This window comes from Brachybacterium sp. Marseille-Q7125 (assembly GCF_023062615.1).
GTDB lineage: Bacteria > Actinomycetota > Actinomycetes > Actinomycetales > Dermabacteraceae > Brachybacterium.
In genome coordinates this window covers 60,810-77,563 of the sequence record NZ_JALLAL010000008.1, presented here as the reverse complement: position 1 = coordinate 77,563, position 16,754 = coordinate 60,810, and the positions used below count along the sequence as shown (strand labels likewise).

The window sequence follows — 16,754 nt, the reverse complement described above, 5'->3', positions numbered from 1 at the left end:
AGGTGACGGGCGATCCTCCGCACCGACCAGCCCGCTTTCGAGGCCGTCGAGATCTCCGACCTGTCACTGAACGACAACCCCACCCGCGCCATCCGCACACTCCACCGATCAGACCCCCGCCGACCGGGGGTGTTGCTTCGACGCTATGACACCACCGGCGGCTGACGCCGAGAATCTCGCGAAGCCGACGCGCGATCTCCCCGGTCCGCACGCGAACAGCCTGCTGCACGAGACCCCAGTCGGTCTCCGGATATTCCATAGCGTAAATACCCTCACGCTCGCAGTACCGAGCGAGCTCGATCACGGTGATCTTGGGGCGAAACTCTCCCACGGGCTCAACACTCACCTCCAGGTCGCCATCGACCCCTGCAGCCACCTCACCGAAGACATCGCTGAGATGGGAGAGCGCGATGATCGTGATGAGGTGCCGGGGGTAATCGGCGTCATCCTCGCCCACTGTGGGCGGAACGTCTCCGGCGCGCGCCAGCACGGCCCACGCCCACTGGACCCAGTGGCGGTTGTCGTAACCGAAGCGGTTCGGGCAGGTCAGCTCAAGGACCTCTGATGAGATGGAGTATTCAGCGGTCTCGGCCAGCGGCATCGGGGCTCCCCTCGTCGTGCGATCTGGTCACGATGAGCGTTGCACAGGCCCCCGACATTCGTCCGCGGTGCGAGCTCAGGAACCGGCATGCCGCCTTGAGACTCTCGCTGCAGTAGGAGCGTGGTCAGTCAGACAATGAGGGAACTGTGGATCTCACCGAAGATCCACAGCGCTGGCTAGTGGCTGCCGAGGTCCAGGCGGAGGATACGAACCACGGGGCTCGGCTCCTTGCCCTCGGTCACCTGGATGCGCGGGTGGAACTGGTAGTCGATGCGGGCCATGGAACTGGCCTCGTAGTGGTAGATGTGCGACCAGCCGTTCTTCGCGTACTTGTCCATTCCCCGCAGCTTGCTGCACTGGCCGATAGGAGGCGGGCTCCCGGGCTGCATCGCCAGGTGGTCCCACGCACGCTGTGCGTTCGCGAGACCTACCCGATCGACGAACACTTCCCATCGCGCCAGGTACTTGTGGTGGATCAGAACCCGGTACTTCGGCTTCTCGCTCGGTTTCCCACCCGGTCTGCGGGCGGGAGCGTAGGGCGAGTAGGCACTGTTGGTTCCCGGACTCACGTGCTCAGTCCTCTGATTCCTCGGGCCGCAGCACTTCGTGGAAGCCCTCGATGCCTCCATCGAGGGCAGCGACGGCGTCCGCGTCTGCCATGAAGGCGGCCGTAGCCCGCCACTCATCAAGCAGGCTGTCGACGACGTCAACCCCGGAGAATGCCCGCATGAGCGCATCGCTCACCTCATCGCGGAACTCGGCCAGTTGTTCCTCATCCAGCGAGGAGGCAAATGCCCAGGCTCCGAAGTCAGTCGCCCGCCTCTCAGCACGTGGACGCCGAAGAGCACTCTCCAGCATGACAAATCCGAGAGCGTGGTCACGGATGTGGGAGAGTCGCTCCAGTTCAGCTCGCGGTAGGAAGGCGAGCGCGTCCCCGCTGGGGGTTCTCAGCAGCGTGGTGCCCCGCTGGGCGGCCTCCACGATCTCCTTACGCCGAGAGCCAGCCAGGTCAGAGCTCTGGTAGATGTGATGGGTCGCGACGCTCATGCACCTACCATAGCCCTTACCCCAAAATCGTAGGCAAGATCTTGGTAACGACGGGCCAGCCGACCGCACCCCGCACAACAACACCCCTGACCTATCACTGCAGGTCAGGGGTGTTTCTGGTGGAGCCTAGGGGACTCGAACCCCTAACCCTCTGCTTGCAAAGCAGATGCGCTACCAATTGCGCCAAGGCCCCGTCGCGCCAGTGGCGCTGGGTGGTGGTGCTGTGCGGATCAGGAGCGGGAAACCGGCACCTTATGTGCTTCGGCGTCCTGCTTGTCGAAGGCGTTCTCGGCCTCGGTCCACAGGTCGTTGCGGATGCGGTCGGCCTCGACCTTGCGCCAGGTGAGGATCCCGGCGAGGGACGTACCGATCAGGAGCACCGCGGCCGTGATGAACTTCTTCATGAGTTCCTCCGATCCTCGGGGTGGGCCTAGCTGGACTTGAACCAGCGACCTCTGTCTTATCAGGACAGCGCTCTAACCGACTGAGCTATAGGCCCGTGGGCCATCGACCACCATCATGCCTGGTGTCGACCACCGACGCACTACTTTACGGCCCGATCCGCGCTGCGTCCAACCGGAAACGGTGCTTGTACGCGAGGTCACAGGCACGCAGCCGACCCGTCGGCCCCACCGTGCTAGCCGCCGATCCGTGCCCATCTGACACAAACATAGTGCGATCCGTTCCCATCCGATCCGGGCATCGGCTCCGAACCCATCATGAGCCGCCCTCCCCGGGGCGCCCGGTGCCAGGCTTCCCGCCAGCACTGCCGAACACGATGAAGGAGACCGACATGACCGCGCGCACCACGCTTCACCGCCTCCACCCCGCTGGAGGCCCTCACCGACTCCCGCGACTCCCTGCTGGCCGTCGGCATGAACGGCGCCCCGCTGTCCGCTGACCACGGCTACCCGGTGCGGATGGTGGTGCCCGGGCTGTACGGCTACGTCTCCGCCACCAAATGGCTGACGGAGCTGAAGGTCACGCGGTTCGGGGACGACGTCGCCTACTGGTCCACCCGCGGCTGGTCCGAGCGCGGGCCCAGCAAGCTCGCCTCCCGCATCGACGTGCCCCGAGGCCGCGCAACCGTGGATCGTGATGACCAGGGGGCCGTCATGCTGGGCGGCACCGCGTGGGCGCAGCAGCGCGGCATCGCTGCCGTGGAGGTGCGGATCGACGACGGTGACTGGCGGCCCGCCGAGCTCGGTGCCGAGGTCAACGATGACACCTGGACCCAGTGGTCGCTGCGTTGGGAGGACGCGACCCCCGGGAGCCACACCGCCACCGTGCGCGCTCTGGCCGGGGACGGTGAGCTCCAGACCGCGGAGCAGGCCAGCCCCGCCCCGGACGGCGCAAGCGGCTGGCACCAGGTGCAGTTCACTGTGCGCTGAGCGCCCCCGCGCACCACGCGGAAACGGCTGCGTTTCGGTGGGAATACTCCAGGAGTTTCCACCGAAACGCAGCCGTTTCGCGGAAGAGATGCGGGGCGCCGGGCCGGCCCCCTCCGCCTCAGTCGTCGGTGAAGGTCATCTTCAGCCCGCCCAACAGCGCCGCCACCAGGTTGTACAGGAACGCCAGGAGCGTGCCGAGCGCGGTGATGACCACGACGTTCACGACCGCGACGATGGTGGCGTAGCTCGTCATCTTGGAGAAGCTGAAGAACTCCATGAACGGCAGCGGCTTGCCGTTGTTGAGGTCGCGACCGATCTGCTCGATCTGGCTCCACAGGCCGATGGCCTCCACCAGGTTCCACAGCACGATCGCCGCGACCACGGTGGCGATGCCGATCCCGATCGCCACCAGGAACGACAGCTTCATCACGGAGAACGGGTCCAGCCGCGCGAGCGTCAGCCGCACCCGCCGCGGCCCGCGCCGCTCCGCAGGCACCGCGGCCGTACCGCTCGAGGACCGCACCGGAGAGCGGCTCGCGCCCTTGGACGCCGAGCCCTTCCCGCTGCCCATGCGCGAGGATCCCTCACGCCCGGCATCGCCCGACGCAGACCCCTTCGAGCCCGTCGCCGCGGTGCGGGAGGACCCCTTCGAGCCCGTCGCCGACCCGTCGGCCCCGGAGGTCCCGCCGCGCGCACCGGAGGACTTCTCCTCGTAGGCGGGCAGCTTGGAGGTCTCGTCAGGGGATCCCGTGGACCGCTTCGCGGTCGTGGAGTCGCTGGTGCTCACGGATCACTCCTCGTCGGGGGCGGGCGTCTCGGAGGCTTCGGCTGAAGCCTGCCCTGAGCCTAGTGCGTCTGAGTCCGCAGACCCGTCTGCATCACCGGGTGCGTCCGGGATCTCCACAGCATCCCCGCTCTGCGCACCGTCAGCATCCTCAGCGCCGGCAGAATCCTCAGCGCCTTCGGTGTCCTCGATGACCGGTGCTTCGGTCTCCTCCTCATCCACCTCGGTCTCCTGACCGGTGGCGACCAGCAGGATCCGGTCGCCCTTATCGGGACGGGCGAAGGTGACGCCCATGGTAGTGCGGCCCTTCGGCGGGATCTGCGCGACCTCGGAGCGGACCACGCGGCCCTTCTCCATCACCACCAGCAGCTCATCGGACTCCTCCACCACGGCGGCGCCCACCAGGTGCCCGCGGTCATCGGGCAGCTTCGCCACACGGATGCCCAGGCCCCCACGGCCCTGCAGACGGTACTCGTCGATCGTGGTGCGCTTGGCGAACCCGCCGTCGGTCACGGTCACCACGAAGGTGTTCGGCCGCACCACGTCCATGGCCAGCAGCTCATCGTCGTGCCGGAACTTCATGCCGGTCACGCCGCTGGTGGCACGACCCGTCGGGCGCAGCGTCACATCATCGGCGGGGAACCGCACGGACTGGCCATTGCGGGAGACCAGCAGCAGATGGTCGTCCTCGTTCACGGCCCGCGCGGCGATCACCCGGTCCATCTCGGTGCCCTCCGCGGTGTGGATCTCGCGCAGGTTGATCGCGATGATGCCGCCGGTGCGGTTGGAGTCGAAGGCCGGCATCGGCGTCTTCTTCACCAGACCCGAGCGGGTGGCGAGCACCAGGTACTGGGCGTCCTCGTAGCTGTCGAGCACCAGCACCGAGGCGATCCGCTCCTCAGGCTGGAAGGCCATCAGGTTCGCCACATGCTGGCCCTTCGCGTCCCGTGGCGCCTCCGGCAGCTCGTAGCCCTTGGTGCGGTACACGCGGCCCTGGTTGGTGAAGAACAGCAGCCACCGGTGGGTGGACGTGGTGAAGAAGTGCTCCACCACGTCGTCCTCGCGCAGCGCGGCGCCGCGAACCCCCTTGCCGCCGCGCTTCTGGGCGCGGTACTGGTCCTCGCGGGTGCGCTTGACGTAGCCGCCGCGGGTGATGGTGACGACCATGTCCTCTTCGGGGATCAGGTCCTCCATCGACATGTCCCCGGCGTCCGGCACGATCTTGGTCCGACGGTCATCGCCGTAGCGCTCGACGATCTCATCGAGCTCCTCGGAGACGATCTGCCGCTGCTTGGCGGGATCGGCGAGGATCGCGGTGTACTCCTCGATGAGGGCCTGCAGACGGTCGTGCTCCTCGACGATCTTCTGCCGCTCCAGGGCGGCCAGGCGCCGCAGCTGCATCGCGAGGATCGCATTGGCCTGGATCTCGTCGATCTCCAGCAGGTCCATCAGCCCCACGCGGGCCTCGTCCACGTCTGGGGAGCGGCGGATCAGCGCGATGACCTCATCGAGCGCATCCAGCGCCTTGAGGTAGCCGCGGAAGATGTGGATCTGCTCCTCGGCCTTCTTCAGGCGGAAGCGGGTGCGGCGCACGATCACGTCGATCTGGTGCTTCGTCCACTCCCGCACGAAGGAGTCGATCGACAGGGTGCGCGGCACCCCACCGGCGAGCGCCAGCATGTTCGCGGAGAAGTTCTCCTGCAGCTGGGTGTGCTTGTAGAGGTTGTTCAGCACCACCTTCGCTACGGCGTCCCGCTTGAGGGTCAGCACGAGGCGCTGGCCGGTGCGGCCGGAGGTCTCATCGGTGATGTCGGCGATGCCCTGGAGCTTTCCGAGCTTGACCATCTCCGCGATCTTGCGGGCCAGGGTGTCGGGGTTGACCTGGTAGGGCAGCTCGGTGACCACCAGGCACATGCGCCCGTTGATCTCCTCGGTGGAGACCACGGCGCGCTGCGTGATCGAGCCGCGACCGGTGCGGTAGGCATCCTCGATCCCCTGAGTGCCAACGATCGTGGCGCCGCCCGGGAAGTCCGGGCCCTTGATGTGCTCCAGGCACGCCTCGAGCAGCTCGGGCTTGGTGGCCTCGTGGTTCTTCAGCAGCCACTGCACGGCGGAGGCGACCTCGCGCAGGTTGTGCGGCGGAATGTTCGTGGCCATTCCGACGGCGATGCCGGCCGAGCCGTTGACCAGCAGGTTCGGGAAGCGGGCGGGCAGCACGGCCGGTTCATCGACCGTGTTGTCGTAGTTGCCCTGCATGTCCACGGTGTCCTGCTCGATGTCGCGCACGAGCTCGAGGGCCAGCGGCGCCATCTTGCACTCGGTGTACCGGGGGGCGGCCGCGCCGTCATCGCCGGCGGAGCCGAAGTTCCCCTGCCCGAGGATCAGCGGGTAGCGCATGTTCCACGGCTGGACCAGACGCACCATGGCGTCGTAGATCGCGGAGTCGCCGTGGGGGTGGTAGTTGCCCATCACCTCGCCGACGACCTTCGCGCACTTGGAGAAGGAGCGGTCGGGCCGGTAGCCGCCGTCGTACATCGCGTACACGATGCGGCGGTGCACGGGCTTGAGGCCGTCGCGCACATCCGGCAGGGCGCGCGAGACGATCACGCTCATCGCGTAGTCGAGGTAGGAGCGCTGCATCTCCTGGTTGAGGTCCACCTGCATGATGCGGTCGATCTCGCCCTCATCGAGGGGGTCCACGAGGGTGACGGTGCGGGAGGCGACCTCATCGGCACTGACCTCGGTGGTGCCCTCGGGGGTGTCCTGGCCGCCGAGGCCCGCGGTCTCGGCGCGGCTGCTCTCCTCGGGGGCGGGGGTGCCGTCCTGCGCGGTCGGGTCGGTGGGCTCGTTCGGGGTGTCGCTCATGGGAGCTGGGGCCTTTCGGGTGAAGCCGGTGGGTCAGGGGGTCCCGGGGGCGCGCCAGGGTGGGCGCCGCGACCGGGGCCGACGGGTCAGATGTCCAGGAACCGCACGTCCTTCGCGTTCTCCTGGATGAAGCGCCGACGGGATTCGACGTCATCGCCCATGAGGACGGAGAAGATCGTGTCGGCGTTCGCGGCCTCGTCCACGGTCACCTGCTTGAGGGTGCGGGAGGCGGGGTCCATCGTGGTGGTCTGGAGTTCCTTCCAGTCCATCTCGCCCAGACCCTTGTAGCGCTGGATGCCGTTGTCCTTGGGGATGCGGCGCCCGGCGGCGCGGCCCGCCTCGAGCCGCTCATCGCGCTCCGCATCGGAGAACACGTACTCGTGCGGGGCGTTGGACCACTTCAGACGGAACAGCGGCGGCATCGCGATGAACACGTGCCCCAGCTCGATCAGCGGCCGCATGTAGCGGAACAGCAACGTGAGCAGCAGGGTGCAGATGTGCTGGCCGTCCACGTCGGCATCGGCCATGAGGATGATCTTGTGGTACCGCAGTTTCGTCGCATCGAAGTCCTCGCCGATCCCGGTGCCGAAGGCGGTGATCAGGGAGCGGATCTCCTGGTTGTCCAAGGCGCGATCCAGCCGGGCCTTCTCGACGTTCAGGATCTTGCCGCGGATGGGCAGGATCGCCTGGGTGCGGGGGTCGCGGCCGGAGACGGCGGAGCCGCCGGCGGAGTCACCCTCGACGATGAAGATCTCGCATTCGGCGGGGTTGCGGCTGGAGCAGTCGCGCAGCTTGCCGGGCATGCCACCGGCCTCCAGCGGGGACTTGCGGCGCGTGGCGTCGCGGGCCTTGCGGGCGGCTTCGCGGGCGGCCGCGGCGGCCTGCGCCTTGATGAGGATGGACTTCGCCTCCGCGGGGTGGGCGTCGAACCAGTCCTGCAGCCTGTCGGTCATGACCTTGACCATGAAGGTGCGGGCAATCGTGTTGCCCAGCTTCGTCTTGGTCTGACCCTCGAACTGCGGCTCCTCGAGCTTGACGGACACCACGGCGGTGAGGCCCTCGCGGATGTCCTCACCGGTGAGGTTCGCGTCCTTCTCCTTGATGAGGCCCTGGGCACGGCCGTAGCGGTTCACGATCGAGGTCAGGGAGGAGCGGAAGCCCTCCTCGTGGGTGCCGCCCTCATGGGTGTTGATCGTGTTGGCGTAGGTATGGACGGACTCGGAGTAGGCGCCGGTCCACTGCATCGCGACCTCGACGGAGATTCCAGAGGAGGTGTCCTCGGACTCGAAGGAGATGATCTCGGGGTGGATCACCTCGGCGCGCTTGGCGGCGTTGATGAACTCGACGAAGTCCTGTAGCCCGCGCTCATAGCGGTAGGTGACGGTGCGGGGGCCGGAGGTGTCAGCCTCACCCTCGGCCTCGAGCTCAACGTCCACGACGTCTTCCTCGTCCTCATCGGCGGGCTGGGCGCGCTCGTCGGTCAGTGACAGCTGCAGGCCCTTGTTGAGGAAGGCCATCTGCTGGAACCGCTTGCGGAGCGTCTCGAACTCGTACTCGACGGTGTCGAAGATCTCCGGGTCCGCCCAGAAGGTGATGATGGTGCCGGTCTCGTCTGTCTTCTCGCCCTGCTCGAGCGGGGCCACGGGGACGCCGCGCTCGTAGGCCTGGCGCCACACGTGACCCTGGCGGCGGATCTCCACCTCCATGCGGGTGGACAGGGCGTTGACCACGGAGGAGCCCACGCCGTGCAGGCCGCCGGAGACGGAGTAGCCGCCGCCGCCGAACTTGCCGCCGGCGTGCAGAACGGTCAGCACCAGTTCCACGGCGGGCTTGTTCTCGGTGGGGTGCATGTCCACGGGGATGCCGCGCGCGTGGTCCACCACGCGCACGCCGCCGTCAGGCAGGATCGTCACCTCGATGGAGTCGCCGTGGCCGGCCATCGCCTCATCCACGGAGTTGTCCACGATCTCGTAGACCAGGTGGTGCAGGCCCCGCTCCCCGGTGGAGCCGATGTACATGCCGGGGCGCTTGCGGACCGCCTCGAGGCCCTCGAGGACGGTGATGTCCGAGGCGTCGTAGTGGTCCGGCGAGTGCGCGGCGCGCTCGGTCGCCGTCTGCGGCACAGGGGTGGCCTGATCGGGCATGGGGTGGTCGGTCTCGCTCACCGGATGGTGCTCCTCGCAGTCCGCTTCCCCCGGGACGGGAACGCGCCGGGGGTGGTCCGGCCCCGTTCCGAGGTCGCGCCCCAACTGACTCCCTGACTCCCGCGCGCGCACGCGCGCGCGTGCGCTCGCGGCGCAGCAGTGCGAAGCAGATGGGGGCTTCCCGAAGGACGACGCTCGACGTCGACCGAACCTCCCCGAGTCTACCGGAGATCCGCTCTCAGACCTATTTCACCGCAGTGCGGTGTGGCCGATGGTGCGCAGAGACGCGCACAGGCGGTGCGCCGCGGCACCACCACCGATCTGTCGGAGCGGTCGCCAAGGGGCCCTACTCCCCTACGCAGTTCCGTCCCGCTACGGCGCCTCTGGCGCATCCGGGAGGTCAGGGATCGGTGCGGCCGCTGCGTCGAGGACCCGTGCTCTCACGCACCGACAGCTCCATCGGCAGCCGCTGCACGGCCTCATGGGGCTGCTGCGGATCCTCGATGAGCCCTCGCAGACGCCGCACCGCCAGCCGACCCTTGGCCGCCGCGTCCTGACCGACGCTGGTCAGCCTCGGTCGCACCCAGGTGCAGTGCTCCTGGTCATCGAAGCTCGCGACAGAGACCTCGTCGGGGACGACCACGCCCGCATCGGCGAGCGCGCCCACCAGGGGCACGCCCAGCAGATCGCCGAAGGCCACCACCGCGGTGAACCGCCCCGGATGCCGCACCACCTCGTCGACGACGGCGGTGACGGCGGTGCTGTCCGCACCCACGTCGAGGGTGGTGATCTCCGGCTCGGCTCCGGTCCCCTCGGCGACGCCCTGGCGCAGTCCCGCCAGGCGGGTGCCCACCACTCCGCGGCGCTCGTGGACCGGTCCAGCGAACAGGATCGAGCGATGCCCCAGCTCTCCCAGGTGCCGTCCCAGCAGCACCCCGCCGTGATGATCGTCCACCCCGACGATCTCGACCGCGGCGGAGGCCGAATGGTTGTCGAGGAAGACGATCGGCTTGGAGGTCAGTCGGCCCAGGGCGTCGACCTCCTCTGCGACCGATCCGTACACGAGCAGGCCGTCGATCTGCCAGGACGCCATCTCCCGGGCGGCCTGGACCACATCGTCCCGCGCCGCGTAGACGAAGCTCAGACCGCCCTCGCTGAGCTCTCTCTCGACCGCGTCGACCAGGAGCGCGTCATGGGGGTTGCGCAGCGCGGCCCCGTCCTCCGGGGGCCTGCGCACGATCATGCCCACCATGCAGGTGCGCCCTGCGGACAGCGAGCGGGCCTGAGCGTTCGGGACGTAGTCCAGCTCGTGGATGGCAGCCTGGACCCGCTCGAAGGTCTGGGCCGAGACCTTGTCGCGGCGGTTGTTGACCACGTTGGAGACGGTCATGACGCTGACCCCCGTGCGTGCCGCGACGTCCCTCAGACCGACCACGTCATCCCCTCCTGTCCACGTCGAAGCCGCTCCGCGCCGGTGATCGCGCCTGACGTGCACGCATTCCCCCGGTCTCACCTTAACGATCTGAGCTCGATGGACCGTCCGGTCTCCCAGACGCTCGTCGGCGGCGGCACTTCCGTGTACGATCCGACACACCTAGGATTAGCGTTAAACCTACCGGAAAACGTCTGCCGCCGCCTCCTCAGCGCGAGGGTTCCGGGCACGAGCCGACGGCCTCGACACACGAAGGAGTGACCATGTCGAACACCCACCTCTCCCCCCTCCCGCGTCCGAGCCGACGAACAGTCCTCGGGACGACCGGTGCGCTCGCTCTGTCCTCCCTGGCGATCGGATGCCGCACCGACGGCGCGACCTCGAAGGACGCCTCCGTCACCGATGGGAGCAACCTGCCGTCGCATGTGCCCAGCGATGCCGTCACCCCTGACATCCCCAGCGTCAACGGCTCGACCCCCGGCTACCTGAGCTACCCCGCGGAGCGCCCCCAGACCGTTCCCGAGCCGCCCGGCACCGGTCAGACCTTCACCGCGATGGTCCCCACCTGGAGCGCGGTGACCTCGAACCTCAAGAACGCCTACACCGACACCCTCGATGCGGCCCTGGGCTCCCGGCTCGAGTTCCAGATGACCACCGGCAACGACTACATCGACCGGCAGTCCGCGGTCTTCGCCGCTCCGGACGACGTCGCCGACTGGGTCTCGGTCTTCGGCTGGAACCCTCCGCCGCGATTCGCCCAGGCCGTCGAAGCCCTCTTCCAGGACCTCACCGACTTCCTCAAGGGCGACGCCATCGAGAAGTGGCCCAACCTCGCCGCGCTGCCCACGGAGGCCTGGCGGTTCGGGATGTTCGACGGCAAGCTCTACGGCATCCCGGTGCCCGGCGAGATCGTGACCGACGCGATCTACTACCGCGCGGACATCTTCGAGAAGCTCGGCCTCGAGCAGCCGCACACGGCCGACGAGTTCCTCACCGTCTGCAAGGAGCTCACCGCTCCCGACAAGAACCAGTGGGCCACGAACGACCTCGCGACCGCGGCGCCGAACCTGCTGTTCGGGGCGCCGCCGGCCTGGCGCGAGCGCGACGGGAAGCTCGAGTACCGCTGGGAGACCCAGGAGTACCGCGACGCCCTCGAGTTCCAGATCGAGCTGTTCGAGAAGGGATACGTCCACCCCGACGTCGCTGCGGACGCCGGCGACGCCAAGCAGCGTTTCGAGTCCGGCAAGGTGGCGATCCACTACGACGGGGTGGGGGCCTGGGGCGAGGCCAACAAGCGCCTCAAGCAGGCCAATCCCGAGTTCCGCCAGCTGGCCATGTCCGCGCTGTCCGCCTCGGGCGGGGATCCCGTCCGCTACACCGGCAATGCGGCGAACTTCTTCAGCTTCCTCAAGAAGTCCGACGATCCGGCCCGCATCGAGGAGCTGCTCGGGATCGCGAACTACCTGGCCGCCCCGTACGGCACCCAGGAGTGGGAGACCATCAACTTCGGGGAGGAGGGCGTCCACTTCACCCGCGGTGAGAACGGTGAGCCCATCGCCACCGAACAGCTCGGCGAGGAGCATCCCGGCGTGCTGTCCACCCTCGTGGCCCCCGCCGTCGAGAAGCACGACTTCGAGGACCCCGACTTCGTCACCACGTACTGCGAGTGGATGCAGGGCGAGACCGAGTTCATGGTCGAGGGGCCCTTCTACGGCTACCAGGTCCAGCGTCCGGTGCAGTGGGCCACGCTCGACCAGCCCATGTGGGATCTGGAGAAGGACGTCGTGCGCGGCCGCAAGACCATGGACGACTTCGACGCCGCGGTCACGAACTGGCGTGACAGCGGCGGCGAGGAGATGCGCGAGCACTACCAGGGGATCCTCGAAGAGATCCGCAGCGAGTCCTGATCGGAGAAGTCGTGGCATCCACGAAGACCCGCCGTCCCGTGCGGACCGTCTCCTTCCGGAAACGGCTCGCACGGGACTGGCCCCTGCTGCTGATGGTCTCCCCGGCCATCGCGCTGGTGGTGCTGTTCATCTACATCCCGATGGCAGGGAACATCATCGCCTGGCAGGAGTACTCCCCCTACACCGGCATCACCGGCAGCCCGTTCGTCGCCTGGGACAACTTCATGAGGGTCTTCCAGAGCACCAGCTTCTGGAACGCCGTCGTCAACACCCTCACGATCTCGGCGTTCCAGCTGGTGTTCTTCTTCCCGGTGCCGATCATCCTCGCGCTGCTGATGAACTCGATCTTGTCCCCGGCGATCCGGACCACGATCCAGTCCATCGTCTACCTGCCGCACTTCTTCTCCTGGGTGCTGGTGGTGACGATCTTCCAGCAGGTGCTCGGGGGTGCCGGGCTGCTGAACCGGCTGCTGCGGCAGAGCGGCTTCGAGCCGCTCGAGATCATGACGAACCCGGACACCTTCCTGCTCCTCGTCACCTCGCAGGTGGTCTGGAAGGACGCGGGCTGGGGCATGATCATCTTCCTCGCCGCCCTCAGCACCGTCGATCCGGCCCTCTACGAGGCCGCGGCCGTGGACGGCGCCGGGAAGTGGCGACGGCTGTGGAACATCACGCTGCCCGCGATCCGCCCGACCATCATCCTGCTGCTCATCCTGCGGCTGGGCGACTCGCTGACCGTCGGCTTCGAGCAGCTGATCCTGCAGCGCGGGGCCGTGGGCGCCGGGGCCGCCGAGGTCCTGGACACGTACGTCTACTACCAGGGCGTCCTCGGCGGGGACTGGTCGTATGCAGCGGCGGCCGGACTCATCAAGGGAGTCGTGGCGCTCATCCTGGTCCTCGGGGCGAACAAGCTCGCCCATGCCTTCGGCGAGTCCGGCATCTACCGACGGGAGGCTCGATGAGCACATCGCTCGGCCCACAGACCACCGAGGCGCCCGACGAGATGCGCCCCGACCCGGCAGCGGCTCCGCGACGAGGGCGCCGCCGCTCCACGCGACCCGTCTGGGACGAGGAGCCCTCGCTCCTCACGCAAACCGCCAAGACTCTGACCCTCGTCGTGATCTGCGCGCTCATCCTCATCCCGCTGTACACCGTGGTGCTCACCTCGCTGTCCACCGAGGCGACCATCAACGCGGCCGGCGGGATGGTGCTGATCCCCGGCGAGCTGACGCTCGAGGCCTATACGACGATCCTCAGCGGCGGTGTGGTGACGCGCTCGATCCTCATCAGCATCGGCATCACCACCGTCGGAACGCTGATCTCGACCACCGTGTCCGTGCTCGCCGCCTACGGCCTGTCCCGGACGGACTCGCTGTTCCATCGGCCGCTGCTGTTCGTCTTCATCATCACGATGTTCTTCAGCGCCGGCCTCATCCCGACCTATCTGGTGGTCTCGTCCCTGGGGCTCATCAACTCGTACTGGGCGCTGATCCTCCCCGGGGCGGTCTCGGCCTTCAACATCATCATCATCCGATCGTTCTTCATGAACATCGACAGCAGCATCCTCGAGGCCGCGCGGATCGACGGAGCCAGCGAGTTCCGGATCCTCGGGCAGATCGTGCTGCCGATGTCCATGGCGGTGGTCGCCGTCGTGGCGCTGTTCTACGGCGTCGGGTACTGGAACTCGTTCTTCAACGCGATGCTCTACCTGCCCGACAGCAGCAAGTGGCCGCTGCAGATGGTGCTGCGCTCCTACGTGCTGGAAGGGGTCACCCTCCCGGGATCGGAGACACGTCCGGTCGGGGTGGAGGGCTACCGGCCCCCGGCCAGCCTCGCGCTCCAGATGGCGATCGTCGTGATGGCCCTGGTCCCGATCCTCCTGGTGTACCCCTTCATCCAGAAGCACTTCACCAAGGGCGTCATCTTCGGGGCGATCAAGGGCTGACCCTCGCGCGCTGCCGCTGCGTCCCCGTCATCCGTGCCGACCCCTTTCCCACCGCTCAGAGGAGCACTCCCCATGCCCAGCGCACTGCGCCGCACCCCCCTGGACTCCGGCTGGTCGATCTCGATCACCGACGGCCCCGCCCCGTTCGAGGTGCAGGACCTCCCGGCCGAGGTGCCGGGGACCCTCATCACCGATCTGCTCGCCGCCGGGCTCATCGACGATCCCTACGTCGACGACAACGAACACGCGCTGAGCTGGACCGGTGAGGTCGGCATCCGGTACCGCACGGAGTTCTCCTGGGACCCGGCCCCGGACGACGAGGTCGATCTGGTCGCGCACGAGGTCGACACGATCGCCGAGCTCCGGCTCAACGGCTCCGTGATCGGCACGGCCTCGAACCAGCATCGCCTCTGGCGCTTCCGCGTGGCCGATGCGCTGCAGCCCGGCCGGAACGTCCTCGAGGTGCAGTTCACCGCACCGCTCGCAGCGGCGCGCGCCTTCGAGGCGCAGCACGGTCGGCTGCCGTTCAGCGGCAACAAGCTTCCGTACAACGCGATCCGGAAGATGGCCTGCAACTTCGGCTGGGACTGGGGCCCGGTGCTGACCACCAGCGGTCTGTCCGGTCCGGTGCAGCTGGAGTCCTGGTCAGCAGCCCGCCTCGGCACGATCCGCCCGCAGGTGACGGTCCGCGACGGCGCGCAGGGCGAGGTCCGGCTGGACGTCCCCGTCGTCCGGGCACAGGAGGGACCGCAGGCCGACGTCCGAGCCTCGGCACGGCTGACCGGTCCGGACGGCGCGGTCGTGGCGCAGACCCAGCTGCCGGCGACCACGGATGAGCAGCTCATCCTCGAGCTCGTGGTCGAGGACCCGCAGCTGTGGTGGCCGCGCGGATACGGGGAACAGCCGCTGTACGACCTCGAGGTGATGCTGCACAGCGCTGCGGGCGACGTCCTGGACTCCCGCGCCTCGCGCATCGGCTTCCGCAGCGCCGGTTTCGTGCAGCGGGACGACGAGCACGGACGGTCCTTCCAGGCCGAGGTCAACGGACGTCCGGTCCTGATCAAGGGCGCCAACTGGATCCCGGAGGACTGCTTCCCCAGCCGCCTCACGCGGGAGCGCCTCGCCGCTCGGATCCAGGACGCCGCCGAGTCCGGCATGAACCTCCTGCGGGTCTGGGGCGGCGGCCTCTACGAGTCCGAGGACTTCTACGAGCTCTGCGACGAACAGGGGATCCTCGTCTGGCAGGACTTCGCCCTGGCCTGCGCCGCCTACTCCGAGGTCGAGCCCATGCGCCGCGAGATCGAGGCCGAGGCCCGGCACCAAATCGTCCGCCTCGCCTGGCATCCCTCGCTGATCCACTGGAACGGCTCCAATGAGAACCTCGTGGGCCACCGGGCCTGGGGGTGGTCGGAGAAGATCGAGGAGGGCGTCGGCTGGGGGCTCCATTACTACGACGAGCTGCTGCCCGGTCTGGTCAAGGAGCTCGACCCCACCCGCTCGTACTCGCCCTCCAGCCCGTTCTCCCGCCCCGGGGTGGAGAACCCGCAGGATCCCGGCTCCGGGACCATCCACCAGTGGGGGGTCTGGAACGACCCGGTCGTGGGCGATCCCGTGCACTACCGCGACTCCACCCCACGGTTCGCCGCCGAGTTCGGGTTCCAGGCCCCCGCCACCTGGGCGACCATCTCCCAGGCCGTCACGGAGAGGCCGCTGGACGAGGATTCGCCGGTGATGCTCTCGCACCAGAAGGCCTTCGAAGGACAGCAGAAGCTGCGCCGGGCCTATCGGAACCACCTGCCGGAGCCGACCAGCTTCGACGACTTCCTCGCGTCCACCCAGCTCATGCAGGCCCGTGCGCTCGAGATCGGGATCGGCCACTACCGCTCCCACTGGCCGTTCTGCGGCGGGACCATCATGTGGCAGCTGAACGACTGCTGGCCCGTGACGAGCTGGTCGGCCGTGGACGGCGGCGGCCGCCGCAAACCGCTCTGGTACGCCCTGCGGTCCGTGCATGCTCCCGTGCTCTGGACCATCCAGCCCCGCGACGGCGGCTGGAGCCTGTGCATCGGCAACGACACCGACGAGGACCTCGTGACCACGGCGATCCTCGAGCGCCGGCGGCACGACGGGACCGTCCTGCATGCCCTGACCGAACCCCTCCAGGTGCCGGCCCGCCAGAGCGCCGAGCTCCCGCTCCCCGCCGAGCTGACCATCCCTGAGGACCCCGCCGCGGAGCTCCTGGTCTGCTCCTCCGCGGACTCACCGCACCGGGCTGTCCATCACTTCTGCGCGGACAAGGACTCCGCCCTCGCCCCGGACGCGCTCGAGGCCTCGAGCACACGGGTCGAAGGCGGGGTCGAGCTGCGGCTCACGGCTCGGTCCACCGTCCGGGACGTCATGGTGTTCGCGGACAAGGTGGATCCCTCCGCCCGATGCGACCGTCAGCTGGTGACCCTCCTGGCCGGGGAGACAGCGACGGTGCGCATCCGCACCTCCTCGGCCGATGCCGAGGCCTTCCTCGCACCCGAGGTCCTCATCAGCGTCAACGATCTGCTCGCGCGCGGCGGGCCCTGCGTCCAGGAGGACCCCTCGCCCACGACCCCCACCTCGACCGCCCCTGCGGCACCCTGACCGGCCG

The 16,754-nt window shown here is 68.2% G+C and carries 13 protein-coding genes, 2 tRNA genes and 1 pseudogene; 6 read left to right on the top strand and 10 right to left on the bottom strand.

The features are described from left to right. Positions 1-92: helix-turn-helix domain-containing protein (locus MU407_RS14445; protein WP_348648008.1), on the bottom strand; the 92-nt coding region annotated here is incomplete at its 3' end. 53 nt (positions 93-145) lie between these two features. On the opposite strand from MU407_RS14445, the gene MU407_RS14440 reads away from it, so the two are divergent. Next, positions 146-565, top strand: a complete 420-nt coding sequence (locus MU407_RS14440; RefSeq protein ID WP_348648007.1) for a hypothetical protein — start codon at positions 146-148, stop codon at positions 563-565. Between the two features lie 212 nt (positions 566-777). Here the strand turns inward: MU407_RS14440 and MU407_RS03850 are convergent, their stop codons facing one another. From MU407_RS03850 to MU407_RS03830, 5 genes are all read right to left on the bottom strand, one after another. Further along, positions 778-939, bottom strand: a complete 162-nt coding sequence (locus MU407_RS03850) for a hypothetical protein (protein ID WP_246955473.1) — start codon at positions 937-939, stop codon at positions 778-780. 235 nt (positions 940-1,174) lie between these two features. Continuing rightward, positions 1,175-1,648 carry a hypothetical protein gene (locus tag MU407_RS03845; RefSeq protein ID WP_102235565.1) on the bottom strand — a complete coding sequence of 158 codons (474 nt, stop codon included), beginning with the start codon at positions 1,646-1,648 and terminating at the stop codon, positions 1,175-1,177. Between the two features lie 117 nt (positions 1,649-1,765). Next, a tRNA-Ala gene (locus MU407_RS03840) sits at positions 1,766-1,841 on the bottom strand. Positions 1,842-1,878: 37 nt separating this feature from the next. Then, on the bottom strand, positions 1,879-2,052 hold the full coding sequence (locus MU407_RS03835; RefSeq protein ID WP_199173872.1) for a DLW-39 family protein: 174 nt from the start codon (positions 2,050-2,052) through the stop codon (positions 1,879-1,881). 21 nt (positions 2,053-2,073) lie between these two features. Continuing rightward, a tRNA-Ile gene (locus MU407_RS03830) sits at positions 2,074-2,147 on the bottom strand. A gap of 313 nt (positions 2,148-2,460) precedes the next feature. On the opposite strand from MU407_RS03830, the pseudogene MU407_RS03825 reads away from it, so the two are divergent. Next, a pseudogene (locus MU407_RS03825) lies at positions 2,461-3,039 on the top strand (molybdopterin-dependent oxidoreductase); the annotation flags it as partial. Positions 3,040-3,157: 118 nt separating this feature from the next. On the opposite strand, the gene MU407_RS03820 reads toward MU407_RS03825, so the two are convergent. The 4 genes from MU407_RS03820 to MU407_RS03805 all read right to left on the bottom strand — a co-directional run bounded on the left by MU407_RS03820 (position 3,158) and on the right by MU407_RS03805 (position 10,267). Continuing rightward, positions 3,158-3,826, bottom strand: a complete 669-nt coding sequence (locus MU407_RS03820; RefSeq protein WP_102235567.1) for a DUF3566 domain-containing protein — start codon at positions 3,824-3,826, stop codon at positions 3,158-3,160. Positions 3,827-3,829: 3 nt separating this feature from the next. Next, positions 3,830-6,487: a DNA gyrase subunit A gene (gene gyrA, locus MU407_RS03815; protein ID WP_246955482.1), complete on the bottom strand. Its 2,658-nt coding sequence runs from the start codon at positions 6,485-6,487 to the stop codon at positions 3,830-3,832. Between the two features lie 287 nt (positions 6,488-6,774). Beyond that, on the bottom strand, positions 6,775-8,832 hold the full coding sequence (gene gyrB, locus MU407_RS03810) for a DNA topoisomerase (ATP-hydrolyzing) subunit B (RefSeq protein WP_246955480.1): 2,058 nt from the start codon (positions 8,830-8,832) through the stop codon (positions 6,775-6,777). Between the two features lie 400 nt (positions 8,833-9,232). After that, the gene (locus MU407_RS03805) at positions 9,233-10,267 is read right to left on the bottom strand and encodes a LacI family DNA-binding transcriptional regulator (protein WP_102235570.1); all 1,035 of its coding nucleotides are present in this window, start codon (positions 10,265-10,267) and stop codon (positions 9,233-9,235) included. 260 nt (positions 10,268-10,527) lie between these two features. Here MU407_RS03805 and MU407_RS03800 point away from each other — a divergent pair, with 260 nt between their 5' ends. From MU407_RS03800 to MU407_RS03785, 4 genes are all read left to right on the top strand, one after another. Then, a complete protein-coding gene (locus MU407_RS03800; RefSeq protein WP_102235571.1) occupies positions 10,528-12,171 on the top strand; it encodes an extracellular solute-binding protein in 1,644 nt (547 codons plus the stop codon). A gap of 11 nt (positions 12,172-12,182) precedes the next feature. Then, positions 12,183-13,133, top strand: a complete 951-nt coding sequence (locus tag MU407_RS03795) for an ABC transporter permease subunit (RefSeq protein WP_233190640.1) — start codon at positions 12,183-12,185, stop codon at positions 13,131-13,133. A gap of 41 nt (positions 13,134-13,174) precedes the next feature. Beyond that, positions 13,175-14,116 carry a carbohydrate ABC transporter permease gene (locus MU407_RS03790; protein ID WP_233190660.1) on the top strand — a complete coding sequence of 314 codons (942 nt, stop codon included), beginning with the start codon at positions 13,175-13,177 and terminating at the stop codon, positions 14,114-14,116. A 72-nt stretch (positions 14,117-14,188) separates the two neighbouring features. Then, positions 14,189-16,747 (top strand): glycoside hydrolase family 2 protein, encoded by a 2,559-nt coding sequence (locus tag MU407_RS03785; protein ID WP_246955471.1) that lies wholly within the window; start codon positions 14,189-14,191, stop codon positions 16,745-16,747. The last annotated feature ends 7 nt before the right edge of the window (positions 16,748-16,754 follow it).

Coding starts and splice junctions, on each gene's coding strand:
- MU407_RS03850 (WP_246955473.1), bottom strand. CDS start 939: ATGGACAAGTACGCGAAGAACGGCTGGTCGCACATCTACCACTACGAG.
- gyrB (WP_246955480.1), bottom strand. CDS start 8,832: ATGCCCGATCAGGCCACCCCTGTGCCGCAGACGGCGACCGAGCGCGCC.
- MU407_RS03785 (WP_246955471.1), top strand. CDS start 14,189: ATGCCCAGCGCACTGCGCCGCACCCCCCTGGACTCCGGCTGGTCGATC.
- MU407_RS03845 (WP_102235565.1), bottom strand. CDS start 1,648: ATGAGCGTCGCGACCCATCACATCTACCAGAGCTCTGACCTGGCTGGC.
- MU407_RS03800 (WP_102235571.1), top strand. CDS start 10,528: ATGTCGAACACCCACCTCTCCCCCCTCCCGCGTCCGAGCCGACGAACA.
- MU407_RS14440 (WP_348648007.1), top strand. CDS start 146: ATGACACCACCGGCGGCTGACGCCGAGAATCTCGCGAAGCCGACGCGC.
- MU407_RS03790 (WP_233190660.1), top strand. CDS start 13,175: ATGCGCCCCGACCCGGCAGCGGCTCCGCGACGAGGGCGCCGCCGCTCC.
- MU407_RS03835 (WP_199173872.1), bottom strand. CDS start 2,052: ATGAAGAAGTTCATCACGGCCGCGGTGCTCCTGATCGGTACGTCCCTC.
- gyrA (WP_246955482.1), bottom strand. CDS start 6,487: ATGCAGGTGGACCTCAACCAGGAGATGCAGCGCTCCTACCTCGACTAC.